This is a genomic window from Mesorhizobium shonense, assembly GCF_040545255.1.
Lineage (GTDB): Bacteria > Pseudomonadota > Alphaproteobacteria > Rhizobiales > Rhizobiaceae > Mesorhizobium > Mesorhizobium shonense.
The window spans coordinates 39,397-63,460 of record NZ_JBEPLM010000023.1 but is presented as its reverse complement, the minus strand read 5'-3'; the positions used below and the strand labels follow the sequence as shown (position 1 = coordinate 63,460).

Genomic DNA, 24,064 nt, shown 5'->3' with positions numbered 1-24,064 from the left:
AACTGAAACTGAAAGGGCTGGCCCCTGTGCAATACAGGACCCAGCCCTTAAATCTACCAGCTCAATGAACCGTCCAACTTTACGGGGTCAGTTCAGAGGCGAGGTCTTTTGCATTGCGGCTGCATATTCTCAGATCAATGCCATGATGAAGCACGCCATCGCCACGATGGCGGTGACGGTGCGGACGTGATTCCACATCACCCACTGGCTCAGATGGTTCGCCCACACGGCGGCGCCGTTGGCGCTCGCAGGATCAACGGCGGCGAGTGCGTCGTTGAGCGGCACGTTGAAGACCATGGTCACGATCGGATTGCCGATGAAATAGATCACGGCGCCGGCAAGCAGCCAGTATGAGCCTGACTGGCTCCAGCCAAGAAGAACGGCGGCAATCAGCACTAGGCAGATGAGGCCGGTGCCGAAAAGAGCGGTCATGAAGGTTGGAGTAATCACCGTTACATTGATCGAATTCATCGCGGCGATGCCGCTTGGGACGGGCAGCCGGGCAAGGGCCGCCATGACGAAGTTCGAGAAGGCGAAGAAGACGCCGCCAACGACGCCAGAGCCGATCGCGGCGATGAAGGTGAGGGTGGGAAGAAGTTTCATCATGTCGGTTGCTCCAGATTTGCCGCGGGCGATGCCCGGGTAAAAATATGAGAAATCCTCACATTTGCAAAATGTGATAAACCCTCGTATTTTGCGAGTCAAGCCAGTTTTCGAAAAATCGCCCTGAGAGAGCATGGAAGACAAATCCGCCGGGAGGACCGACCAGGCCTCTGTTGCTTCGCCGCGGCGGGCGCCGACGCAGCAACGCAGCCGCGAGCGGGTCGAGCGCATGCTTGCCGCCGCCTCCGCGCTGATTGCCGAGCAGGGCAGCGACGCCATGCGCATGGGCGAGGTGGCGGAGAGGGCAGGGGTGTCGATCGGCTCGCTCTACCAATTCTTCCCGGACAAGCGGGCAATCGTCTGGGCGCTGGCCGAGCGCCACACCGCCGAAAGCCAGGCCTGCATTGCCTCAGCGCTGAAGGATGTCAGCGACGCCGAAGGTCTGAAGCGGGCGTTTTCGGAACTGGTCGATATCTACTACCGGCTGTTCCTGGCCGAGCCGGTGATGCGCGACATCTGGTCGGGCACGCAGGCAGACAAGGCGCTGCGCGAGCTGGAACTTGCCGACAGCCGGGCCAATGCCGAATTCCTGGTCGCGGTGCTGAAGCGGCTCCGCCCCGGCGCCGACGCGATCGCGTTGGAGACGACGGCGTTCCTCGTCTGGCAGATGGGCGAGACCGCCATGCGGCTGGCGATCTCCGTCGACCGGGAAGAGGGCGACAGGCTGGTCGCGGCTTACAAGCGAATGGCGCTGAGGGAGCTGGTGGGGGAGTAGAAACGACCCGACCTCGGCGCTTCCTGCAGGTTGACAGTTAGCGAAACCACCGGCGACAGCGTCCCTCTCCCCGTCACTATCCGGGGAGAGGATGCCGGCAGGCAGGTGAGGGGCAGCGCGGGCCTAAGATATTGGCACCAGTTTTAATAATACACTGTCGCCGAATTTCTTCCGCCTCAGCCAGCCAGTCGTCGACGCTGGCGCTGCCCCTCATCCGCCTGCCGGCACCTTCTCCCCGTATAGAGACGGGGAGAAGGGAGCACTGACCAACAAAAAACCCGCCACGAGGGCGGGTTTTTGATCTGCGACAAAGCAGAGAAGGGCTTAAAGGCCGAAACCTTCGAAACGCTTCTTGAACTTCGACAGGCGGCCGCCGCGGTCGAGCAGGGTCTGCTGGCCGCCGGTCCAGGCCGGGTGGGTGGTCGGGTCGATGTCGAGGTTCATCGTGTCGCCTTCCTTGCCCCAGGTCGAACGGGTCAGGTATTCGGTGCCGTCGGTCATGACGACCTTGATGGTGTGGTAGTCGGGATGGATATCGGCCTTCATTGTCTTATTTCCTGGCTTGCCGGCGCCGTGACGGGCCCATGGCCTGCGTCGATGCGCCCCTTTTTAAAACTCGAAGCCGCAGCTAATGAAAAGCCACGGCTTCTAAAACGGTCGGCGAGCCTATACATCAGCCGGAATTGAATCACAAGGCCGCGGCAAGCGCATATTGAAGCGCGTTACCGGCAAGCGGCCAGAGGAAACGCTCATGGCGGATATCGGTGTCAGTGGAGACGCGCGCAAGCGCTCGGTCCGGCCGCTGAGAAGCCTTTTCCCCTATATTACCCGTTATCGGAAACTGGCGGTCGGCGCCATCATCTCACTGATCGTGGCGGCCGCGACGACGCTGGCCCTGCCGATGGCCGTGCGGCGCATGATCGATCACGGCTTCCAGGCCGCGGGTTCCACTTTTATTGCCGAGTATTTCGCGGCGCTGGTTCTGATGGCGGCCTTGCTGGCGGCGGCGTCGGCCAGCCGCTACTATTTCGTCATCACGCTCGGCGAGCGGGTCGTCGCCGACATCCGCCGCGACGTCTTTTCTCATGTCACGACGCTTTCGCCGGCCTTTTTCGACAAGGCGCATTCCGGTGAGATCGTGTCGCGGCTCGCCGCCGATACCACCCAGGTGAAGTCGGCTGTCGGCGCCACGGCTTCGGTCGCGCTGCGCAACCTCATCCTCGGCCTCGGCGCCGTGGCGATGATGGTCTTCACCAGTCCGAAACTCTCCGGCCTGGTCATTGCAGCCATCCCGCTGATCGTGCTGCCGCTGGTCGCCTTCGGCCGCTCGGTGCGGCGCAAGTCGCGGCTGGCGCAGGACACGCTTGCGGAAGCCACCGCCTATGCCAGCGAGCAGATCGGCGCCGTGCGCACGCTGCAGGCCTTCACCAACGAGAAGCTGGTGACGGGGCGCTTCTCGACCGCGGTGGAGGCCGCTTTCGAGGCGGCAAGGACCTCGGTCTTCGCGCGCTCTTTCCTCACCTTCTTCGCCATCTTCATGATCTTCTCCTCGGTGGTGGCGGTGCTCTGGTTCGGCTCACGCGACGTGCTTGCCGGCACGATGTCGGCCGGCACGCTCGGCCAGTTCCTGCTTTATTCGGTGTTCGCCGCCGGGGCGCTCGGCGCGCTGTCGGAAGTGTGGAGCGAACTGTCGCAGGCGGCGGGCGCCGCCGAACGGCTAACCGAAATCCTGGCCGAGAAACCTGCCATCCAATCGCCCGTCGATCCGCAGCCGCTGCCGGCCAAGGCCAAGGGCGCGATCAGCTTCGACGACGTCTCCTTCTCCTATCCGGCGCGGCCGGACCGGGCAGCGGTGCATGGCCTGAGCTTCCAGGTGAAGCCGGGCGAGACGGTGGCGATCGTCGGCCCCTCCGGCGCGGGAAAAAGCACCGTCTTCTCGCTGATCCTGCGCTTCTACGATCCGGAAAGCGGGCGCATCGTCATCGACGGCGTCGACGTGCGCGAGGCCGATCCGGCCGCGATCCGCGAGCGCGTCGCCATCGTGCCGCAGGACGTCACCATCTTCGCGGCCAGCGCGCGCGACAATATCGGCTTCGGCCGGCCTGGCGCCGGCAACGCCGGGATCGAGGCGGCGGCGAAGGCCGCCCTTGCCGACGAATTCATCGGCAAGCTCGAAAAGGGCTATGACAGCCAGGTCGGCGAGCGCGGCGTGACCTTGTCCGGCGGCCAGCGCCAGCGCATCGCGATCGCCCGCGCCATCCTGCGTGACGCGCCGATCCTCTTGCTCGACGAGGCGACCTCGGCGCTCGACGCCGAAAGCGAGACGCTGGTGCAGACGGCGCTGGAGCGGCTGATGCGCGGCCGCACCACCATCGTCATCGCCCACCGGCTGGCGACGGTGCTCAAGGCCGACCGGATCCTCGTCATGGAAGCGGGACGCATCGTCGAGGAAGGCACGCATCAGAGCCTGGTCGCCAAGGGCGGCACCTATGCGCGTCTGGCCAAGCTGCAGTTCGAGACCGGCGCCAGCGCCTTCAAGGGCGCGGCGGAGTAAAAACGTCCGGGGCCGCGCGTCCCGGGCAGGCAAGTATCGCGTCGCGTGGCTACCAGCGGCGGATGGCCATGAAAAGCGGTATGCCTACAAAAATCGAGACCAGCAGCAACCCGCCAATGACCTGCTGTTCGGACCTGTCCGGTGCGGCGACGGGCACTGGATTTTCGGGCGCATCCTGATAGGTGAAGTCGAACGTCCAATCGATGTTGTCACTCACGTCCTTGACCGACTTCAGATAATCGTTGACCGCCTTGGCCGGAACCTGTGTCGCCAGTGTCCGGAAATCCCACTGCACCTCGAAAGTGGTCGGCGTATTGCTCCAGGACGACTTCAGCGACAGGTAGGGCGTGACGACATCCTTCATCTCGCCGCCGGAAAAGCGTGCCTTCAGATTGCTCACCGTCACGGTGTGCCTGCGGTAGACCGGGGACCCAAGCGAGACGGGTCCGGCGCGGTTCACCATGCTCGGGGTCGGCAGATCGGTGCCGAGGTCGGCTGCCTTGATCGAAAAGTTTTTCGCCAGATCGTTGGCGGTCAATGCTTGAGCCGGCAGCCGGTAGCTCTCCCGCACATTGATGATGTTGCCGTCACGATTGTCGAAGATTTCCAGCTTTGCCGCGCTTTCGATACCGGGGTAGCGCTTGCTGTAATATTTCAGGTAGGCGTCGGACAGCTCGCTCACCGACCGGCTGGCGAGCTTGCCGCGCATGTAGTCGGCGTCGGCACCCTCATGGGTCGACAGCACTGAAAGCGTCAGGTGGCCGTCAGGCTTGTCGGGAAAGGAAAACTCCTCGGCGACCTTGACGGTCGGGCTTTCAAGCTCCGCACTGGGCATCTTCTCCAACGCGCCACTGCCAAAGACTGGCAAGGCGAAACCATAGTCCGGCTGCGGGAAGTTGCTTGCGTCGCCGCCCTGCAGGTAGTCAGTAGCGTCCAGCCAATATATCTTGGCGCCGATCGTCGCCTTGACGATGGCGTGATCGAAGTCGCGCAGCGCTGGCAGGTGCTGGTCCAGCGCCCGCCCATGGTCGAGGTCGGCCAGCGCGACTTGGGCGGAAACGCCCAGCCGCGCGAGCGCCGAGGCAAGCAGCAGCGCCTTGTCCTTGCAGTCGCCAAAGCCGCTCTGGATGACCGTCGCCGGATCGCGCGGAATATAGGACCCGGAGCCGATCGAGAGACTGACATAACGGATCTCGTCCTGGACGAGGCGCATCGCCTGGATCATCCGATCCTCTGGCAGCGGGTGCCTGGCCGCGATCTCGTCGAGCTTGGCGGCAAAAGCGGGCGGGAAGGCGGTAGCCGGCTTGTAGTAAGGCTGAATGGCGTCGATGATGCTTTGCCAGCTTGCCGTGGACGAGACGTCGATCGATCCCCAGGCCGGGAAATCCGTCGGCACGTTCTCCTCGACCTTGACCGGTTTCGGATTGGCAATCTCCCAGAGATAGATGGAGCCCGTTCCCGAGGTGGAGATGACGGGTTTGATTTCGGTTCCGCGCGGCTTGATCGCTAGCGGCCGCGAGGCCGGCCAGATGATGCTGGTCCGGATCAGGCCCACCGGCTCCTCCCACTCGGTCGAGAAGCTGTAGAAAAACAGGCCCTTGCCGACGAGCGGCGTGATCTCATAGGTCTCGCCATAGTCCACGACGTCACCGACACGCACGTCGTCGATGTTGACATGGGCGGTCAGCCAGCCGTCAAAGACGCCCTTTTCGGCATCCTTCTCCTGCCGGAAAATGTCGAACTTGACGTCGTCGAGCCGGTCCAGCACCTGGCCGTCGCGGACGATGCGTAAATGGTTGAGCGTCACCTTGTGTCTGGACGGGTCGAATTGCAGGTCGATGCTCGCACCCTGCTCCAGGCCAGGCCGATCGACGATTCTGTAGACAGTGCGCGAATAGTCGTCATAGCCATAGTCGCGATGGATGATTTGCTCATCCGCCAGCAGCCAGGAGATGCCGTTTTTGATCTGGTCGCCTCGTGCCGGGTCCGCCGACGGGACGTCGACCGACTTGATCCAGTCCGCCTCCGGTCCTTTACGGACGATCTCATCCGCCCTTGCAGGGGAGATCAGACCGGCCAGTGCGACCAAAAAAAGCACGAGGTAACGGAAAGACCCGACCTCACGAAAACCGCCACCCACCAACATTCAAGCCCGCTGAAGCAAGGAACGCTATTTCTCAGAGTCTTTCCTGCCAAAGTAAAGGCCGGCAACGCATCTTTTGCGCGCCTCGATCTGGTGAGCCGGCGAGGGCGCGTCAGTTGCCGTAGCGCCTGCGGAGGTGCTCGGTGAAGTAAGCAGCGTCGAGCCTCTTGCCGGTGGCGCGCTCGAGCAGTTCCGGCGTCGACCAGCGCGAACCCTGCGACCAGATCCTTTTGCGGCGCCAGTCGTTGATGGCGCCGAAATCGCCCCTGGCGAGGTCCTCGTCCGCGGACGGATGTTCCCTGGTCAAGGCCGCCCATTGCTGCGCCGCCATCATGGCGCCAAGCGTATAGGACGGGAAATAGCCGAACGCGGCGCCCGGCCAATGCACGTCCTGCATCGGTCCGTCGGCCGGGTCGTCGATGGTCGACAGGCCCAGATAGTCGCGCATCTTGGCGTCCCAGGCCTCGGGCAGGTCGGCGGGCTCCAGCCGGCCGGCAACAAGCTCCTGCTCGAGCTCGTAGCGCAGGATGACATGCAGCGGATAGGTGACCTCGTCGGCGTCGACACGGATGAAGCCGCGTTTCACATGGTGGACATGCGGCAGGATGTCGTCGAGCGACCAGGCTTCGCCGAGGTGTTTTTCGACCACCGGCAGCGCCCAGCGCCAGAAGGCGGGGTTGCGGCCGATCTGCTTCTCGACGAACAGGCTCTGGCTTTCATGCACCGCCATGCCGCGCGCCTTGCCGAGCGGCCAGTGCGACCAGGCTTTCGGCAGGTTCTGCTCGTAGAGCGCGTGGCCGGTCTCGTGCAGCACGCCCATCAGCGCCGACAGGAAATCGGAGGTCTTGTAGCGGGTGGTGATGCGCACGTCGCTCGGCACGCCGCCGCAGAACGGGTGATGCGACACCGACAGCGAGCCATGCGTGAGGTCGAAGCCGACCGCCGCCATCATGGCAAGGCCGAGCTCGCGCTGCTTCTCGATGGCGTAGCTGCCGGAGAGCGGCTTCAGCGGATGCTTGGCCAGGCGCGCATCCTGCACGGCCAGCGCGTGCGGCAGGAAGTCCCGCAGGAAGGCCTTCAGCTCGGCAAACACCGGCGTGATGTCGGCGGCGCGGTTGCCGGGGTCGTACTGCTCCATCAGCGCGTCATAGGGGGCGAGGCCGAGCGCGTCGGCGCGCAGCGCCGCCTCTTCGCGCACCAGCGCCACCACCCCTTCCAGCGCCGGCAGGAAGCCCGCCCAGTCATTCTTGGCGCGCAGGTCGCGCCAGAGCTGCTCGGAGCGCATGCGCGCCGTCGTCTGGCGCTCGACGAACTCGACCGGCAGGCAGGTGAGATTGGTGAATTGCCGGCGCAGTTCCCGGACCGCCGCCTGCTGCTCGTCGTTCAGCGGCTCGGCTTCGGCGGCGGCGATCCAGTCGCCGATCTCCGGCGCGGTTGCCTGGGCGTGCAGCATGCCGGCAAGGGTGGACATCGCCTCGGCGCGTTTCTCGCCGCCACCGACCGCCATGTGGGTCGCCTCGTCGGCGCCGAGGATGGCTAACGCATGTTCCAGCGCTTCAAGCTTGTGGCCGAGTTGATCGAGTTTTTGGAAGGACATGGCGGATCCCAACTGGAAATTGGCTGGCGCGAAAAGATACCAACGCATGGAGCTTGGCAACCCTGATCGGCCAGCAGAAGAGCTGCCCATCTTGCCTTGCGGCAGCGCTGCGTGATCAATGCCGGGAACAAACGACTGGAGGGGACAATGGTCGGCAATATCCTGACCGGGCTGGTGGCGCTGATCCACTGCTACATCGTCTATCTGGAGATGGTGCTGTGGGATACGCCGCGCGGGCACAAGGCGTTCAATCTCAAGCCGGACTTTGCCAGCGCTTCAAAAGTGCTCGCCGCGAACCAGGGGCTCTATAACGGCTTTCTCGCGGCAGGCCTGATCTGGGGCCTCTATCTCGGCGCCGGCGGATTCCAGATCAAGATCTTCTTCCTGCTTTGCGTCGCCATCGCCGGCCTTTACGGCGCGGCGACCGTCGGCCGCAAGATCCTGTTCATCCAGACGGTGCCGGCCGTGCTCGCGATCGCCGCAGTTTGGCTAGGCTGGTGAAAAAAGGGCGCCCTTAGAGCCGGATGATTTCAGGTCGAACCGACCCGAAATCTGAATCCGGCTCTAAATCAAAGAGATAGAGCATGATGTCGCCCGAAAACCGCTTCACACTTTTCGGCATCATGCTCTAGGGCTCGGGCGCCAGGTGGTGCCCGCGCGACTCCACCCTACCCGCGCGCCAAAAAGCGCGCGGGCGCCGTCGCGGCAAAATTCGCTGCGATGGATGGGAACTCAACCGTTCGGATAGTAGCCGCCGTCGGCACCGTCGCCGATGAGCGGGCTGCTGCCGGTGGCGTTCCGCAGGCTCTGGCTCACATCATCGAGCTGCGCCACCAACTGCTGATATTGCTCGGATGGTATCGCGCCATGTCCCGCCGCGGCTTCCCGTTGCGCGACCCGGCTGATGCGGACGGCCTGCCTGTGAAGGTCTCGCGCCTCGGCTGGCTTGATCTTGTCCATCTGCCTCGCGGCCGTGATGCCTTGGTCCACGCTCTGCGCCTGATCGATGAGGCCCGCCGTGCGCGGGGTATAGAAGCCGGCCGATGCGGCATAGGCGCCGGCAAACGGAACGGCGACGACAAGTGCGGCGAGCGCCGCGGTCCTGGGTAACTTGAAAGTTAGGGGTAACTTGAAAGAGCGCATGGCTGCGTCTCCCTCTTGCTGGGGAAGGCAGCGCCGGAACGACCTGCCTTCCGGCCTGGGCCGTCCGGTTTCCGTCGCGTCGCGATGTGGGAGGCACCGCCGGCGGTCCTCGGCCCCATAGCAAACTTAGGAGCGGCACCGGGCAAAGTGGAATTAAAAAACGGTAATCTTTTGCGGCCTTGTCATGCCCGCATCCTGCCCTAAAAAGTCGCATTCGGGCGCAACGTCCGGCACGAACGGATTCGAGCGGCCACTCAGCGCTCGGTGAGCTTCAGCTCGATGCGGCGGTTCTTGCTGCGCGCCTCGTCCGTATCGGCCGGATCGAGCGGCTGGAACTCGCCGAAGCCGGCGGCGACCAGCCGGTTGGCCGGCACGCCGTTCTCGATCAGGAACTTCACCACCGAGGTCGCGCGCGCCGTCGAAAGCTCCCAGTTGTCGCGATAACGGCCGGTGCCGGACAGCGGCTTGTTGTCGGTGTGGCCGTCGACGCGCAGCACCCAGCTGATCTCGGGCGGGATTTCCTTCTGCAATTCGATAATGGCGTCGGCGAGCTTCTTCATCTCGACCTTGCCGGCATCGTTGATCACGTCGGAGCCGGTGGGAAACAAGACCTCCGACTGGAAGACGAAGCGGTCGCCGACGATGCGGATGTTCTCGCGGTCGGCGAGGATCTCGCGCAGCCGGCCGAAGAAATCGGAACGGTAGCGGTTGAGCTCCTGGACACGCTGCGCCAGCGCCACGTTCAGCCGGCGGCCGAGGTCGGCGATCTTGGTGTTGGAGTCGCGATCGCGCTGCTCGGAGACGTTGAGCGCGTCTTCGAGCGCTCCGATCTGCTTGCGCAATGCCGCGATCTGCTGGTTGAGGATCTCGACCTGGCTCAGCGCCTGCTGGCTGATCTGGCGCTGGTTGTCGAGCTCGCCTGAAAGGGCCGAGGCGCGCTTGTTAGCTGCGTCGCCGGCGCCGGCCCCTTGGTCCAGCAATTGCTGAAGGCGGCTTTTTTCCGCTTCCGCCGCCGACAGCGAGGCCTGCAGGTTGGCGAGCGTATCTTCCTTGTCCTGGCTGTTCGAGCGCTCCAGCGCCAGCAGCTGGGTCAGCTCGTTGATCTGCGAGTTGAGGCGGTTGAGCACCGTGTCCTTGCCGGAAATCTCGCGGCTGAGCAGGAACTGCGCCAGCACGAAGACGGTCAGCAGGAACATGATCGCCAAAAGCAGCGTCGACAGCGCGTCGACGAAACCCGGCCAGTAGTCGATGCGGCGATCGGCGCGCCGTCTTGCCAGCGCCACGTCAGTGGACCCCTTGCTTCTTCAGCGCGTCGGCGATCTTTTCCAGCGTGTTGCGCATCGCCTTCTGCTCGTCGGACTGGGCCTCGACCCAGTCGCGCATGATCTGCTGCTCGGAGCGCATGTTCTTGACCAGGCCGGAAATGCCGTCGGCGAGGTTGGCCATGGCGGTGGCGACGCGTGGATTGGAGCCGCCGCCATTCTCCTGCAGGCTGCGCAGCCGTTCCGACAGCAGGCGGATTTCCTCCGACGGCTCGGCACGGGCCTGATCGGAGACAACGATGTCGGACGACAGATCGGTGACCGAGGACAGCCAGTTCTCGAGCTCGGTGTAGAAGCGGGTCTGGGCGCGGCCGGCCTGCAGGTCGAGGAAGCCGAGCACAAGCGAGCCGGAGAGGCCGAACAGCGAGGACGAGAAGGCCGTGCCCATGCCGGCAAGCGGCGCCGACAGGCCCTGCTTCAGCGCATCGAGCACGGCCGCCGCATCGCCGCTGCCGGGGTCCAGCGCTTCGATGGTCTCGCGGATCGAGGCGATGGTGCCGAGCAGACCCCAGAAGGTGCCGAGCAGGCCGAGGAACACCAACAGCCCGACGAGATAGCGCGAGGTGTCGCGGCTTTCGTCGAGGCGGGTGGCGATGGAATCGAGCATAGTGCGCATCGAAGAGGTCGAGAAGGCGACCGCCGACGAGCGGCCGATCATCGCCTTCATCGGCGCCAAAAGCACCGGCTCGGTGGTCTCGGAGCCGGCACGGAAGGAATTGACCCAGCGCACTTCCCGGAACAGCCGCCCGACCTGGACAAAGGCGAGCAGGATGCCGACGGCGAGCACGCCGATGATCAGCCCGTTGAGGCCGGGATTGGCCGAGAAGGCTCTCGAGATCTGGCGGGTGAGGATGGCGGCGATGAAGGCGACGATGACCAGGAAGATCACCATGGTGAGCAGGAAGACCTGCGGGCTCGATAGTTTGTGCGGATCGTAGACCAGGACATCCGAGCGCCTGCCGAAGGATCTGAGAAAAGCCATCCGTGCCCCGTTTCCGATGCCACCCGCCGCGAATTTGCCGCGACTCTAAACGGAATTGTGACCAAATTGAATGGTGCTTGGCAATATCGCCGCCGCCAAGGTTCAGAACCGGCTGATCACCAGGCAGTCGACCATGGCGGCCAGATGCAGCCCGGCGCCGGTGACGACGAAGCCGTGCCAGACGGCATTGTGGAAGCGCAGGCCTTTCCAGGCGAAGAAGATGACGCCCAAGGAATAGACGATGCCACCGGCGATCAGCAGCACGACAGAGGCCGTGGGCAGCGTTTCGACCAGCGGTCGGGCGAGCACGACGCCGCTCCAACCGATGGCGAGGTAGAAGACGATCGCCAGACGGTCGTAGCGGCCGGGCAGGAACATCTTGATCGCGATGCCCGTCGCCGCCGCGGCCCACACCACAACGATCATCGGCAGGGCCAGCGACGAGGCCTGGAGCTGAGCGAGGAAGGGCGTGTAGGTGGCGGCGATCAGCAGGTAGATCGCGGCGTGATCGAAACGGCGCAATATCCACTTCGCCGGCCACGATATCGGCCAAAGATTGTAGGCCAGCGATACCGAGAGCACGGTGAGCAGGGATACGACGTAGAAGACCGCGGCGACATATTCACCGGGCCCGGAATGAAAGGCAGCAAGCGCCAGGAAGGCCGAACCGGCCGCGATCGCCAGCACGATGCCCACGGCATGAACGATGCCATCGGCGATCATTTCGGCGCGCGAATAATGCCAGCGGCCGATAAAGGGTATTTCGATCTGGGACCCGGTTTCGACCTGGGGCCCAATTCCGATCCGGGACTCTGCGCGCGCGTCGTTCATGAGTGATCCTGCAACCCTTATCTGGGCAGTCGCGGACCAGTATTTCAAGCTTCGGTTGCGGTTTTGCGACTACAGCCGCGCGTCCTTTCGACGCGCAAAGGACGCTATAGCACTTTGATTTGCGCATGATCCTTTCCGAACCTTCGGTTCGGGGATCATGCGTAGGCGCTTCAACGCGCCGCGCCGCCGGCGTGGCTGGCTGTCAGCGCGATGCCAGGGGCTTCTTGACGGTCTTCAAGAGCGCACGCTGGATGAGTTCGTTGCCGGCGACGATGGAGCCGGCCTCCAGCATGTCCTGTCCGCCATCCATGTCCGACACGAAGCCGCCCGCCTCGCGGATGAGCAGCGTGCCGGCGGCGATGTCCCAGGCCGAGAGACCGGTTTCCCAAAAACCGTCCATGCGGCCGGCCGCGACATAGGCAAGGTCAAGCGCGGCGGAGCCCAGGCGACGGACGCCGGAAACTTCCGCCATGACGTTGCGCAGCTCGATCAGGAAATTGCCGTGCTGGCCGCGGCCGAGATGCGGCACGCCGCAGCCGATCACGGCATCGGTGAGCTTGGTCCGTCCGGCGACCCGCAGCCGGCGGTCGTTCATGAAGGCGCCGCCGCCGCGCTCGGCGGTATAGAGCTCGTCCATCGCCGGATTGTAGACGACGCCGGCGACGATCTGGCCCTGGCGCTCGAGCGCGATCGAGACCGAGAAAATCGGGATGCCGTGCAGGAAATTGGTGGTGCCGTCGAGCGGGTCGACGATCCAGCGATGCTGGCCGTCCTCGCCTTCGACGGCGCCGCGCTCCTCCATCAGGAAAGCATAGCCCGGCCGCGCCTTGGACAGTTCGGCAAAGACGATCTCTTCCGCCTTGCGGTCGGCCTGGCTGACATAGTCGCCCGGTCCCTTCATCGAGACCTGCAGGTTCTGCACCTCGCCGAAATCGCGCGACAGGGACCGGCCGGCCTTCATCGCGGCCTGGACCATGACATTGAGCAGAGCGGAACGCGCCATTTTTTCTTCCTGCTGTCTTTTCTTCCTGTTGTCCGGGCCGTCTAGTCTGCGCGGCGCACGTAAGTGATTTCGTTGGTGTCGACGATGATGCGCTCGCCGGCGGAGATGAAGGGCGGCACCAGCACGCGGACGCCGTTTTCCAGCACCGCCGGCTTGTAGGAGGACGCCGCCGTCTGGCCCTTAACCACCGGGTCGGCCTCGGTGATGGTCAGCGTCACCTGGTCGGGCAGCGAGATGCCGATCGGCCGTTCCTCGTAGAGCTGGACCGTCACCATCATGCCGTCCTGCAGGAAAGCGGCGCGTTCGCCGACGAAGTCCTTTGCCAGTTCGAGCTGCTCGTAGCTCTCGGTGTCCATGAACACCAGCGCGTCGCCCTGCTCGTAGAGGAAGGAGAAATCCTTCAGGTCAAGGCGGATCTGCTCGACGGTCTCGGCCGAGCGGAAGCGCTCGTTGAGCTTGGTGCCGTTGATCAGATTCTTCAGCTCGACCTGGTTGTAGGCGCCGCCCTTGCCCGGCTTGACGGTGTTGGTCTTGACCGCCACCCACAGGCCGCCATCGTGCTCGATGACGTAACCTGGACGGATTTCGCTGCCGCTGATCTTGGCCATGGTGAACTGATCCGGAATGAGATTTTTTCGCGCGGGACGCGCGCTTTGGCGCTTCCAAGACCACAAATCGCCCAAGGAGGCAAGGGAGGGGAGGCAAGGGAGGGAGTGGCAAGGGAAAGCGGCGAGCGAGCGGATCTCGAACCGGTCCGGCATGGCAAGTGGTCTCAGGGCAGGCGATTCGCCTTCTGCAGCGCCTGCTTGGTCTGGCCGTCGTCGAGGCCCTGCAGGAAATCGTCCATCTGCGGGTCGATCAGCCCGGCGCGGCGGGCGAGGATGTACCAGGCTCCGGCCAGGATCAGATCGGGGTCGGTGCCGATGCCGCCCATATAGAGCTTGGCGAGTCGGTTCTGGGCGGCGACGTTGCCTCCCTCGGCCGCGCGCTTCATCCAGGCGAAGCCCGATTTCAGGTCGCGTTCGCCGCCGCGCCCCTCGATCATCCAGGCGGCGAGATCGATCTGTGCGGTGTCGTAATTTTGGCGGGCGGCCTGAGCCAACAGGACGCGTGCCTTGGCGTCGTCATGCGGCCTGCCGCCGGCGCCGTTGGAGTAGATTTGCGCCATCGCGTATTCGGCGTCGGCAAGTCCGGTCGCGGCAGCCCGCTCATAGTAGACGGCGGCCTTGGCGAGGCCGGCATCGCCCGGATCCTGCTGGACGAGCAATTGGGCGAAGTTGAACTGCGCCAGGCGGTTGCCGGCCTCGGCGGCGGCCTGCATCAGCGCATAGGCTTCCTTGCTGTCCTTCTTCACATAGCGGCCGTCGAGCAGCATCAGCGCGTACTGGAACTGCGCCTCCGGCACGCCCTGCTCGGCGGCAAGCCCATACCATTTCGCAGCCTCGGCCGCGTTGAGCGGCACGCCCAGCCCGCGCGACAGGATCTCGGCGACCAATGTCTGAGCGGCGGGGTCGCCATTCTTGGCCCGCACCATGGCGAGGTTATAGGCGGTCTTGTAGAGCCCGCGCTGGAAGGCGCCATAGGCGGCGTCCGGCGGCTTGGCGCCGAAGCGATCGGGGTTGACGGTGTCGGGCGATGGCGGCGCAAGCGTCGCCGGCTGCGGCAGCGGTGTTTCTATCGGCTTGTCGGCCCGCGCAGCGCCAGCATTAGGGGCGCCAGCATTAGGGGCGTCGGTATTAGGGGCACTCGCGTCCGGCACACTTGTATCCGGCCTGGGCTGTGGCACCGGCACCGCCTCCGCGCCTGCCGCCGCGGCCGCCTGGATCGTCAAGGCAGCGGCCAACGCCGCGAGGGGAAGCCGGGAGTAGCGCACGTCAGTCCTCGAAGCGCGGCGCGGTTTCGTCGAGCAGGGCGTTGGCGGCGGCGACCGCCGCGCGCGGATCGAGCCCGTCGGCGAAGATCGCGCTGGAGAGCGCCACGAATTCTGTCCCCGTGGCCGCCACCGTTTCCACCGAGGCGAGATCGGACCCGGCCATGACGATGCAGGGGATCTGGATCATCTGCGCCCACCATTGGCCGAGCGAGAGGTTGCGCGGATGCGGCTCCGGCTTGTTGTCGTAACCGAAGCGGCCGAAGAATATATAGTCGGGGCGCTCCTCACCGAGCTCCAGCGCGTCGTCGCGGGTCTTGGCGCCGCCGGCGCCGACCATCATCTTGTCCGCCAGGCGCTCGATCGTCTCGGCGAGCTCCTGTCGGTTGGCCTCGACATGGATGCCGTCGGCGTGAACGCGGCCGGCAATGCGGCTGTCGCCGGCGATGATGACGGCGATGCCGGCGGCTTGAGCGACCGGCACGATTTTTTCGGCGAAGGCCTGGAAGGTGGCATCGTCCATGCCGTTGTCGGGCAGGATCAGCGAGGCGATGTCGCCGCCGTCGAAGGCCGCGCAGATGTGCTCGGCCGTCGCAAGCGGCGGCGCGATCAGCACGATACGGCAGCGGTTGGGCGGCGTTAAATCGTTCATTGGCCTTCGATCCCGGTTTTCGCCTATGCCGGGCGAAGATGGTTGCATTGCGGCATAAAGCAATGCGTCCGGCTTGAACAGGAGGCGGGCGAAGATAGCCGCCGAAATGCATCGCGACAGCGAAGGCTTGCGCCATCGGGGACCCCAGGCAGGAGGCCCATGATTTCAGATGTAACCGAATTTCTCGGCCGCGAAATCACCCTGCAACGGCGCTCTTTGACGATGTGCGTGTCGTCGAACCCATTTGCAGGAGATGATCATGGAACCGACAATCCGTGAAAGGCGCACGGCGAACGCAGCGGAGCTTCCTACCGCTGTCCCGCTGATGGCGCTTTCGACCGGTTTCTGGGCCTTCAAGACCCTGGCCGCTGCGCACGAGTTGGACCTCTTCAGCCGCCTCGCGGGCGGCGCCGGCATCACGGTTGCCGGACTGGCGGAAGCGCTCGGTCTCAATCCACGCCCGGCCGAGATGCTGTTGACCGGCTGCGCCGCACTCGGGCTTCTGGAGAAGACGGACGGCCGTTATCGCAATACGCCGCTAAGCGAAGCCTATCTCGTGCGCGGGAAACCGTATTACTTCGGTGGCTTCGTGCAGATGGCCGACAAGCGGCTTTACGAGGGCTGGGGCAAACTTGCCGAAGCGCTGCGCACGAACCGGCCAACCACGTGGGACCCGGCAGTGCAATCCTCGGCGTTCGAAGGCGAGGATCCGACGATGCTGGCCCTCTTCTGGGAGGCGATGCATTCGCTCTCCATGATGACCGCGCGCAAGCTCGGCGAAGCCGTGGATCTCGGTCATTTCCGCCGCCTCCTCGATATCGGCGGCGGATCGGGCGCGTACGACATCGAGCTTTGCAAACAGCATGGGGCGCTGCGTGCGACCGTGTTCGACTTGCCGCATGTGGCCGCGATCGCCGCGGGAAAAATTGCCGAGGCCGGCTTGACCGACCGCATCGAGACCGCCGGCGGCAGCTTTTTCGAACAGCTTCCCGGAGATCACGACGTGCATCTCCTGTCGATGATCCTGCACGATTGGGACGAGGCGAAGAACCACGCCTTGCTGCGCCGGTCCTTCGAGGCTTTGCCGAGCGGCGGCGCAGTCGTGATCAGCGAACTTCTGGTCAATGACGAAAAGACCGGACCAGCGCCAGCCGCGCTGATGAGCCTCAACATGCTGATCGAGACGGAAGGGCGAAACTACACGCCGGCTGAATATTCGGCGTGGCTCAAGGAAGCCGGATTTCGGAACATCGAGACGGTCTGGTTCGAAGCACCCGCCGCGAACGGCGCCGTGATCGGCCGCAAGCCGTAGAGCGCAAGGCGGAGTGGAATAGGCGCCCCGCAGTTCAAATCGAGGGCATGGCGTTGTTTAGCGGGAAACCAACGCTATGCCCTCAAATGGGCATCGGCCAACCAGCCCGGCGATGACACGCCCGCCGGCCGCGCCCCCGCGGCGGTCACAGATCCAGCTTGTAGCCGATGTGACTGGCCTTGAAGCCGAGCCGCTCGTAGAAGCGGTGGGCGTCGAGCCGGCTCTTGTTGGTCGTCAGCTGGACGACCCTGCAGCCGCGTTCACGGCATTTTTCGATCGCCCATTCCAGCAGGCGCTGCCCGAGCCTTTCGCCGCGCCGGTTCGCCGCGACGCGCACCGCCTCGATCTGGCCGCGCCAGGCACCCTGCGACGACAGTCCGGCGAGAAAGCTGATCTGCAGCGTGCCGATGACATCGGCGCCGTCCGCCATTACCGCGAGCAACTGGTTCGGGTCGCTGTCGACCGCCGCGAAGGCATCCAGATAGGCCTGCGTCAGCGGCATGCGTGTGTCCTCGCGGGCGCGGCCAAGCACATCATCGGCAAGCATGGCGACGATCGCCGGGAGATCGGCTTGCCGCGCGCGGCGGATCAGGACTTCGCTCATCGTCAAACCTCATGCTGGGCCGCTGACCTTATGCATGGCCTTCGCGCCTGCCGCAAACCGTAAGGCTGGTTTGCGGGACAGTTGATCGCGCCGGCCGGCTGACGGGACGCATCGGCTATCGCGCTCTTCCGCTTTGTGGTCTATTGCAGGTCTCCCGTCATTCTCCCGCCGTTCTCATCCCCCGCCGTTCTCACCATGTCAGGCCTGCTCAGCGATCCCTGGTTCTATGCCGCCGCCATTCCGGCGGTCCTCCTCGTCGGCCTGTCGAAGGGCGGCTTCGGCGGCGCCGTGGGTTTCGTCGGCGTGCCGCTGATGGCGCTGACCATGCCGCCGGTACAGGCCGCGGCCATCCTGCTGCCGATCCTTTGCCTGATGGACATCGTTTCGGTGTGGACATGGTGGGGCATCTATGACCGCAAGATGCTCACCGACATGATGCCGGGCGCCATCATCGGCATCGGCCTCGGCTGGCTGACGGCGGCCCTGGTGACCGAGGAGATGGTGCGGCTCATCGTCGGCGCCGTCGCGCTGATCTTCGTCTTGCGCTGGATCTATCTGCAGTTCCGCCACGGCGCCGATCATGCGGCCGAGCCGAACCGCATCGCGGCCGCCTTCTGGGGCACGGTCGCCGGCTTCACCAGCTTCGTCGCCCATGTCGGCGGCCCGCCCTTCCAGGTCTATGCGCTGCCGATCCGGCTCGACCCAAAGGTGCTGTCGGGGACGGCGGCGATCTTCTTCGCCGCCACCAATGCGCTGAAGCTCATCCCCTATTTCGCACTCGGCCAGTTCGACAGCACCAACCTCACCGCCTCTTTTGCGCTGATGCCGCTGGCGCCGCTCTCCACCATCGCCGGCGCCTGGCTGGTGCGCCGCATGCGGCCGGAGGTGTTTTATCCGTTCACCTATGCGACGGTGGCCATGGTGGCGGTCAAGCTGCTCTGGGACGGTCTTGCGGGACTCATGTAATAGCGGGGCGGCTCGGCGGCCGCGCCTGCAATCGCGGTCTCAGGCGGTGCGCGGCACCATCTGACGGGTGCCGCCAAGGGCGAGTGCGGCGCCGACCGCTATCACCAGCGCCATGCCGGCGAGGATGCCGATGTCGTGCATAGCGGGCTTCAGCACCATGTCGGCAATGATCACCAGCATCACCGCGTAGTCGAAACGCGCCCAGCTCATCATGCGCTGGCCGATGGCGAGAACCGCCGGCGTCACGCCTTCCTTGGCGACCATGGCGCCCATGCGCTCCCCGGTCGGCTTGAAGACGAGCATGCCGATCGAAAAGGTCGTGGCGTAGCCGACAAGGCCGATGACGATCCACAGCTCGGAAAAGCCGACCCAGAAGCCGCACATGACGAGGCCGAAGATCAGGGTGAGCAGGGACATCGGCGCGAAGAAGCGGCCGCCGAGTTGGCCGCTGGCGCGCATCGCCTGCAGCTTGTCCTCGATCTTGCCGGCGCGCTCGGCAAGCACGCCGAGCAGGAACAGGACGAAACCGCCGCCGACCCACAAAATGGCCGAGACGACGTGAAGGAATTTGACGATCGAGTACCAGTCCATGATGTGCTCCAAATGTCGTTCTTGTCTTGCGGGCGGCACCGGTTTGCGCCGGCCGTCGAGAGGAGCGCGCGTTTTGCGGGGGGCGTGTTTCCGAACGATGTCGCGGCGGCGACCGTCTTGTTTCGACACCGCAATATGCGTTGCAGGAGATGGCTGGCAGGAAGAGGCGGTGTCCCGTTCCGGCACAGGAAAGTCCGTTCGGTTAAAAATTCCGCCCGGCGTTAAGGCTTCATTAAGCTTTACGGGCGTTTACTATGCGCATCCAGTTTTGCTGGATTCTTACCGAGTGGTTGGAGCCACTTTGTTTGACGCCTCCCTGTTAAACTCCTGAGAGCCGCCTTATCCGCGGCTCTTTTTTTGTCGCCGATGGCTCGTCGGCGTGCGCTCCGGCGTTAACCGTTTGTTAAACATGCGCTTGCCTTCGTGGGCATCGAAGCGCATTTTCAAGCCTCAGTCGTTTAAGGGTGCAGGACGTATCGGCAAGGATGCCGAATCGGCTTGCGGCAGTGCAGGGGCGTATCGATGACCGAGCCTTCGAAGGACAGCGCGAAGACCATAAAGCTCGCGGAACGCCGGGTTTTCTCCCAATCCTTCAAGCCGCTCTACCAGGAGGGGATGGGCCTGGTCGAACAGGCGGCCGAATATCTCGACGGCAAGGGCAGGCTCGAAGCCAAGAAGCTGTCGCGCACGGCTGCAACACTCTATGCGGCCGAATCGATGCGGCTGACCACAAGGCTGATGCAGGTCGCGTCCTGGCTGCTTCTGCAGCGGGCCGCGAATTCGGGTGAAATGACCCGCGACCAGGTCGCTTCTGAAAAATCCAAGGTGCGGCTCGACACTGCTTCGGCGCATGACGAGGCGTTGGGCTGGAACGAGTTGCCGAAGGATTTTCTGGATCTGGTGAGCCGGTCGCTGCGCCTGCAGGCGCTTGTGCGGCGCATGGACGAGGAGATTTATGGCGGCGCGATGAACGACGCGCCGGCCGCCGTCCTCCGCGCCAACCCGGTGTCCGACCAGATATCGCTTCTCAACACGGCGTTTGCACGCGGCTAGCCCAAGCTTGTTTCTGGTTTGTTCACAATTCGCTGGCATCGCCATACGCCGAGGTTAGACTTGGCGCATGGGGGAAGCGATTCGCATCATCGGCATCGATCCGGGCCTGAGGCGCACCGGCTGGGGCATCCTCGAGAGCCTCGGCAACTCGCTGCGCTTCGTCGCCTCCGGCACCGTGCGCTCCGACGACAAGGCGCCGCTGGCGACGCGACTCTGCCAGTTGCATGACGGGCTGGCCGAGGTGCTGCATCAAGCCATGCCGCACGAGGCGGCGGTCGAACAGACCTTCGTCAACAAGGACGCGACGGCGACGCTGAAGCTCGGCCAGGCGCGCGGCATCGCCATGCTGGTGCCTGCGCGCGCCGGACTGGTGGTCGCCGAATATGCCCCCAACGCGGTCAAGAAAGCGGTGATCGGCGTTGGCCACGGCGAGAAGAAGCAGATCCACATGATGGTGAAGGTGCTGATGCCGAAGGCGGTTTTCGAAACCGACGATGCCGCCGACGCGCTGGCCGTCGCCATCTGCCACGCGCATCACCGCCAGAGCGTCGCCTATCGGATGGCGGCGCCGGCTGGATAGCTTTGTTCTTGACTTGTTCTTCCGGTTGGAATATTTCTTACCGGTAAGAATGGAGAAATCCGATGCGTGTGACCAGCAAGGGCCAGGTGACCATCCCGCGCGACCTGCGGGAGACGTTCGGCATCGATGCGAACAGCGAAGTCATCTTCGGCATAGAAGGCGGCAAGATCACGATCACGCCCCGCCACGACAAGGGACGGCAGGCAGATCGCGAAAGGCTCGATCGGTTTCTCGCGGCGCTTGACCGCCTGGAGGGTAGCGGGGACCAAACGATGAATGCTGATGACGTCATGGCTTTGACGCGAGATCGCTAATCTTGGCGACACTTGTTGATACCAATGTGCTTATTGATATCGCCGTTCGCGATCCTGTCTGGCTGAAATGGTCGCGGCCGAAGATAGAAAATGCGCGCAGGCAAGGCAGCTTGGTCATCAATCAGATCATCTACGCAGAATTTTCGATGCGCTACGACGCGATCGATGAAGTCGACGACGTGTTGCCCGAGCATGAATACCGACGCGAAGGGTTGCCGTTCGAAGCGGCCTTCGCCGCGTCGAGAGCATTCTTGATCTATCGCCGGCAAGGAGGGCCACGAGAAAGGATCATGCCCGATTTTTTGATCGGTGCCCATGCCGTCATTCGGGGCTATCCCATCCTTACGCGCGATCCGGCGGGCTTCAGAAAATACTTTCCTGATGTCGAGCTTATCGCACCTGACACTCATCCCTAAGAAAGCTCTCGGACATGATCGGCAAGCTCAAGGGCACGCTGGACGAGATCGACGAGGACTCCTGCCTCGTGGACGTTCATGGCGTCGGCTATGTTGCCCATTGCTCGGCGCGCACGCTGGCTTCCCTGCCGTCGCCCGGCGAGGCGGTGGTGCTGTTCATCGAGACCTATGTGCGCGAGGACATGATCCGACTCTATGGCTTCCAGTCGGCGCTCGAGCGCGAGTGGTTCCGTCTCCTGATGAACAATGTGCAAGGCGTCGGCGCCAAGGTGGCGCTGGCTGTGCTGTCGACGCTGGCGCCGGCCGACCTCGCCAATGCGATCGCGCTGCGCGACATCGCCATGGTCTCCCGTGCCCCCGGCGTCGGCAAGAAGGTGGCCGAGCGCATCGTGACCGAATTGAAGAACAAGGCGCCGGCCTATGCCGGCTCCGCCAACGGCACGATCGCCCTCAAGCAGGAGCTTGGCGAAGGCGTGGCTGCAGCGCCGATCACCGATGCGGTCTCGGCGCTCGTCAATCTTGGCTATTCGCGCGACATCGCCGCCAATGCCGTGTCGGCGGCGCTGAAATCGGCCGGCGAGGGCGCCGACGCCTCGAAGCTGATCCGCTTCGGCCTGAAGGAACTGGCGCGGTGAGGCAGCGCTTGTCCCGATCCTTGCCGTATGCAAGGAAGGCGGCATGAGCCTTTCGCCCCGCCTCATTGCCCCCGACAAGCGCGGCGAGGATGCCGACCAGAGCTTGCGTCCGCAATCGCTCGACGAATTCGTCGGCCAGGCGGCGGCGCGTGCCAACCTCAAGGTCTTCGTCGATGCCGCCAAGAGCCGCGGCGAGGCGCTCGACCATGTGCTGTTCGTCGGCCCGCCGGGGCTTGGCAAGACGACGCTGGCGCAGATCATGGCGCGCGAACTCGGCGTCAACTTCCGCTCGACGTCTGGTCCCGTCATCGCTAAGGCCGGCGATCTGGCCGCACTTCTCACCAATCTCGAAGAGCGCGACGTGCTCTTCATCGACGAGATCCACCGGCTCAATCCGGCGGTCGAGGAAATCCTCTATCCGGCGATGGAGGATTTCCAGCTCGACCTGATCATCGGCGAAGGGCCTGCGGCACGCTCGGTCAAGATCGACCTCGCCCGCTTCACGCTGGTCGCCGCGACAACCCGGCTCGGGCTTTTGACCAATCCGTTGCGCGATCGTTTCGGCATTCCGGTCAGGCTCAATTTCTACACGGTCGAGGAGCTGGAGCAGATCGTGCGCCGCGGCGCCCGCATACTCTCGATGCCGCTCGGCGACGACGGCGCGCTGGAGATCGCGCGCCGTGCCCGCGGCACGCCGCGCATCGCCGGCCGGCTGCTGCGCCGGGTGCGCGACTTCGCCTCCGTCGCCGGGAACGGCCATGTCGACAAGCGCATCGCCGACGAGGCGCTGACCAGGCTGGAAGTCGACGGGCTCGGGCTCGACGCGCTCGACCGCCGGTATCTCTCGATGATCGCCCGCAACTTCGGCGGCGGGCCGGTCGGCATCGAGACGATCGCGGCCGGGCTCTCCGAGCCGCGCGACGCCATCGAGGACATCATCGAGCCCTATCTCATCCAGCAGGGCTTCATCCAGCGCACGCCGCGCGGCCGCGTGCTGACCGCCAATGCCTGGCGGCACCTCGGCCTCGAAGCGCCGAAGGACCTCGCCCAGCAGCAGATCAGCCTGTTCCAGGAAGAGTAACGGACATTTGTCCGCCTGTCGGGCAGAAAACGGCTTGTCTGCGTAGAATCTGCTCGCCTTGGCCTAGCTGAAGGCACAATTGCCGCCTTTAAGGCAAGGGTCGCTTAATGGATCCCAAGGGCTTGGGCTGACCGATGATCACCAGACGTGGCTTTTTGCGCCTCATCGGCGGCTCGGTCCTGTCGATGGTGTCGCTCAGTGCCTATGCGGTCGGCATCGAGCCGATGCTGCTCACCCATGTGAAGCGCTATGCCTTGACCCCGCCGCACTGGCCCTCGGGACTCACGCTGCGCGTCGTGGCGCTGGCCGACATCCATGCCTGCCGGCCCTGGATGACGCCGGAGCGGATCGCCTCGCTGGTTGAGCAGACGAATGCCTTACAGCCAGACCTGATCCTGCTGCTTGGCGATTATGTCGCCGGAATGCGCCTGGTGACGGCCGACGTATCCGCACCGGATTGGGCGTCCGCCCTTTCAGGACTGAAAGCGCCGCTCGGCGTGCTCTCGATCCTCGGCAATCACGACTGGTGGCACGATTATGCCGCTCAGGTGGCCGGAGCCGGGCCGACGGTCGCGCGCCGGGCATTGGAGAGCGTCGGCATCCCGGTGCTGGAAAACGACGTCGTGCGTCTGGAGAAAAGCGGGCATGGCTTCTGGATCGCCGGACTTGCGGACCAGCTGGCGATCCGGCCGAGCAAGGCCCTGGGCCGCCACGGCTTCAAGGGTTTGGACGATCTCAATGGCACGCTGGCCAAGGTGCGAGATAGCGACCCGATCGTCCTGCTCGCGCATGAGCCGGATATCTTTCCGAAAGTGCCCAGGCGGGTTTCGCTGACGCTGTCCGGCCACACCCATGGCGGGCAGGTGCGGCTGTTCGGCTATTCGCCGGTCGTGCCGTCCGACTTCGGCAACCGCTATGCCTACGGCCATGTCGTCGAGAACGACCGCAACCTGATCGTGTCGGGCGGGCTCGGCTTCAGCATCATGCCGGTGCGTTTCGGTGTGCGGCCGGAAATCCTGCAGATCGACTTGGGTTGA

The 24,064-nt window shown here is 64.3% G+C and carries 26 protein-coding genes; 12 read left to right on the top strand and 14 right to left on the bottom strand.

Going from position 1 to position 24,064, the window contains the following annotated elements:
• Positions 1-129 precede the first annotated feature (129 nt).
• Positions 130-606, bottom strand: coding sequence for an anthrone oxygenase family protein (locus tag ABID26_RS33835; protein ID WP_126097424.1), 477 nt, complete (start codon positions 604-606; stop codon positions 130-132).
• A 130-nt stretch (positions 607-736) separates the two neighbouring features.
• Between ABID26_RS33835 and ABID26_RS33830 the strand changes: the two genes are divergently transcribed.
• Positions 737-1,378, top strand: coding sequence for a TetR/AcrR family transcriptional regulator (locus ABID26_RS33830; RefSeq protein WP_126097425.1), 642 nt, complete (start codon positions 737-739; stop codon positions 1,376-1,378).
• Positions 1,379-1,702: 324 nt separating this feature from the next.
• Here ABID26_RS33830 and rpmE read toward each other — a convergent pair whose 3' ends face one another.
• A complete protein-coding gene (gene rpmE / locus ABID26_RS33825) occupies positions 1,703-1,924 on the bottom strand; it encodes a 50S ribosomal protein L31 (RefSeq protein WP_040974396.1) in 222 nt (73 codons plus the stop codon).
• A 205-nt stretch (positions 1,925-2,129) separates the two neighbouring features.
• Here rpmE and ABID26_RS33820 point away from each other — a divergent pair, with 205 nt between their 5' ends.
• Entirely contained in the window at positions 2,130-3,932 is a 1,803-nt protein-coding gene (locus tag ABID26_RS33820) for an ABC transporter transmembrane domain-containing protein (RefSeq protein WP_126097426.1), read from the top strand.
• Between the two features lie 49 nt (positions 3,933-3,981).
• Here the strand turns inward: ABID26_RS33820 and ABID26_RS33815 are convergent, their stop codons facing one another.
• Complete coding sequence (locus ABID26_RS33815; protein ID WP_292302597.1) at positions 3,982-6,030, bottom strand: DUF3857 domain-containing protein; 2,049 nt, start codon at positions 6,028-6,030, stop codon at positions 3,982-3,984.
• 157 nt (positions 6,031-6,187) lie between these two features.
• A complete protein-coding gene (locus tag ABID26_RS33810; protein ID WP_292345114.1) occupies positions 6,188-7,672 on the bottom strand; it encodes a carboxypeptidase M32 in 1,485 nt (494 codons plus the stop codon).
• Positions 7,673-7,819: 147 nt separating this feature from the next.
• Here ABID26_RS33810 and ABID26_RS33805 point away from each other — a divergent pair, with 147 nt between their 5' ends.
• Positions 7,820-8,173: a DUF1304 domain-containing protein gene (locus ABID26_RS33805; RefSeq protein ID WP_126097428.1), complete on the top strand. Its 354-nt coding sequence runs from the start codon at positions 7,820-7,822 to the stop codon at positions 8,171-8,173.
• A 231-nt stretch (positions 8,174-8,404) separates the two neighbouring features.
• Here the strand turns inward: ABID26_RS33805 and ABID26_RS33800 are convergent, their stop codons facing one another.
• From ABID26_RS33800 to ABID26_RS33765, 8 genes are all read right to left on the bottom strand, one after another.
• Positions 8,405-8,815, bottom strand: coding sequence for a hypothetical protein (locus ABID26_RS33800; RefSeq protein ID WP_292302595.1), 411 nt, complete (start codon positions 8,813-8,815; stop codon positions 8,405-8,407).
• Positions 8,816-9,069: 254 nt separating this feature from the next.
• The gene (locus tag ABID26_RS33795) at positions 9,070-10,098 is read right to left on the bottom strand and encodes a peptidoglycan -binding protein (RefSeq protein WP_126097430.1); all 1,029 of its coding nucleotides are present in this window, start codon (positions 10,096-10,098) and stop codon (positions 9,070-9,072) included.
• Position 10,099: 1 nt separating this feature from the next.
• Entirely contained in the window at positions 10,100-11,119 is a 1,020-nt protein-coding gene (locus tag ABID26_RS33790; RefSeq protein ID WP_126097431.1) for a MotA/TolQ/ExbB proton channel family protein, read from the bottom strand.
• 102 nt (positions 11,120-11,221) lie between these two features.
• Positions 11,222-11,950: a PAQR family membrane homeostasis protein TrhA gene (gene trhA, locus ABID26_RS33785; RefSeq protein WP_126097432.1), complete on the bottom strand. Its 729-nt coding sequence runs from the start codon at positions 11,948-11,950 to the stop codon at positions 11,222-11,224.
• Positions 11,951-12,152: 202 nt separating this feature from the next.
• Entirely contained in the window at positions 12,153-12,953 is an 801-nt protein-coding gene (locus ABID26_RS33780) for an inositol monophosphatase family protein (protein ID WP_126097433.1), read from the bottom strand.
• 41 nt (positions 12,954-12,994) lie between these two features.
• Positions 12,995-13,561: an elongation factor P gene (efp, locus tag ABID26_RS33775; protein WP_059190016.1), complete on the bottom strand. Its 567-nt coding sequence runs from the start codon at positions 13,559-13,561 to the stop codon at positions 12,995-12,997.
• Between the two features lie 164 nt (positions 13,562-13,725).
• A complete protein-coding gene (locus ABID26_RS33770; RefSeq protein ID WP_126097434.1) occupies positions 13,726-14,826 on the bottom strand; it encodes a tetratricopeptide repeat protein in 1,101 nt (366 codons plus the stop codon).
• Between the two features lies 1 nt (position 14,827).
• Positions 14,828-15,475 (bottom strand): thiamine phosphate synthase, encoded by a 648-nt coding sequence (locus ABID26_RS33765; RefSeq protein ID WP_292374766.1) that lies wholly within the window; start codon positions 15,473-15,475, stop codon positions 14,828-14,830.
• 259 nt (positions 15,476-15,734) lie between these two features.
• On the opposite strand from ABID26_RS33765, the gene ABID26_RS33760 reads away from it, so the two are divergent.
• A complete protein-coding gene (locus ABID26_RS33760; RefSeq protein WP_210211912.1) occupies positions 15,735-16,787 on the top strand; it encodes a methyltransferase in 1,053 nt (350 codons plus the stop codon).
• A 145-nt stretch (positions 16,788-16,932) separates the two neighbouring features.
• Here ABID26_RS33760 and ABID26_RS33755 read toward each other — a convergent pair whose 3' ends face one another.
• Positions 16,933-17,391 carry a GNAT family N-acetyltransferase gene (locus ABID26_RS33755; protein ID WP_126097436.1) on the bottom strand — a complete coding sequence of 153 codons (459 nt, stop codon included), beginning with the start codon at positions 17,389-17,391 and terminating at the stop codon, positions 16,933-16,935.
• Between the two features lie 195 nt (positions 17,392-17,586).
• Here ABID26_RS33755 and ABID26_RS33750 point away from each other — a divergent pair, with 195 nt between their 5' ends.
• Complete coding sequence (locus ABID26_RS33750) at positions 17,587-18,357, top strand: sulfite exporter TauE/SafE family protein (protein WP_126097437.1); 771 nt, start codon at positions 17,587-17,589, stop codon at positions 18,355-18,357.
• Between the two features lie 39 nt (positions 18,358-18,396).
• On the opposite strand, the gene ABID26_RS33745 is transcribed toward ABID26_RS33750, so the two are convergent.
• A complete protein-coding gene (locus tag ABID26_RS33745; RefSeq protein ID WP_126097438.1) occupies positions 18,397-18,948 on the bottom strand; it encodes a DUF2269 family protein in 552 nt (183 codons plus the stop codon).
• A gap of 522 nt (positions 18,949-19,470) precedes the next feature.
• Here ABID26_RS33745 and rcdA point away from each other — a divergent pair.
• The 7 genes from rcdA to ABID26_RS33710 all read left to right on the top strand — a co-directional run bounded on the left by rcdA (position 19,471) and on the right by ABID26_RS33710 (position 24,064).
• Entirely contained in the window at positions 19,471-20,001 is a 531-nt protein-coding gene (gene rcdA, locus ABID26_RS33740) for a protease adaptor protein RcdA (RefSeq protein WP_126097439.1), read from the top strand.
• 67 nt (positions 20,002-20,068) lie between these two features.
• Positions 20,069-20,581, top strand: a complete 513-nt coding sequence (gene ruvC / locus ABID26_RS33735; protein ID WP_126097440.1) for a crossover junction endodeoxyribonuclease RuvC — start codon at positions 20,069-20,071, stop codon at positions 20,579-20,581.
• A 62-nt stretch (positions 20,582-20,643) separates the two neighbouring features.
• A complete protein-coding gene (locus tag ABID26_RS33730) occupies positions 20,644-20,895 on the top strand; it encodes an AbrB/MazE/SpoVT family DNA-binding domain-containing protein (protein WP_126097441.1) in 252 nt (83 codons plus the stop codon).
• Between the two features lie 2 nt (positions 20,896-20,897).
• A complete protein-coding gene (locus ABID26_RS33725; protein WP_126097442.1) occupies positions 20,898-21,311 on the top strand; it encodes a type II toxin-antitoxin system VapC family toxin in 414 nt (137 codons plus the stop codon).
• Between the two features lie 14 nt (positions 21,312-21,325).
• Positions 21,326-21,946 (top strand): Holliday junction branch migration protein RuvA, encoded by a 621-nt coding sequence (ruvA, locus tag ABID26_RS33720; protein ID WP_126097443.1) that lies wholly within the window; start codon positions 21,326-21,328, stop codon positions 21,944-21,946.
• 43 nt (positions 21,947-21,989) lie between these two features.
• On the top strand, positions 21,990-23,027 hold the full coding sequence (gene ruvB, locus ABID26_RS33715; protein ID WP_067002199.1) for a Holliday junction branch migration DNA helicase RuvB: 1,038 nt from the start codon (positions 21,990-21,992) through the stop codon (positions 23,025-23,027).
• Positions 23,028-23,161: 134 nt separating this feature from the next.
• Positions 23,162-24,064, top strand: a complete 903-nt coding sequence (locus ABID26_RS33710; protein ID WP_126097444.1) for a metallophosphoesterase — start codon at positions 23,162-23,164, stop codon at positions 24,062-24,064.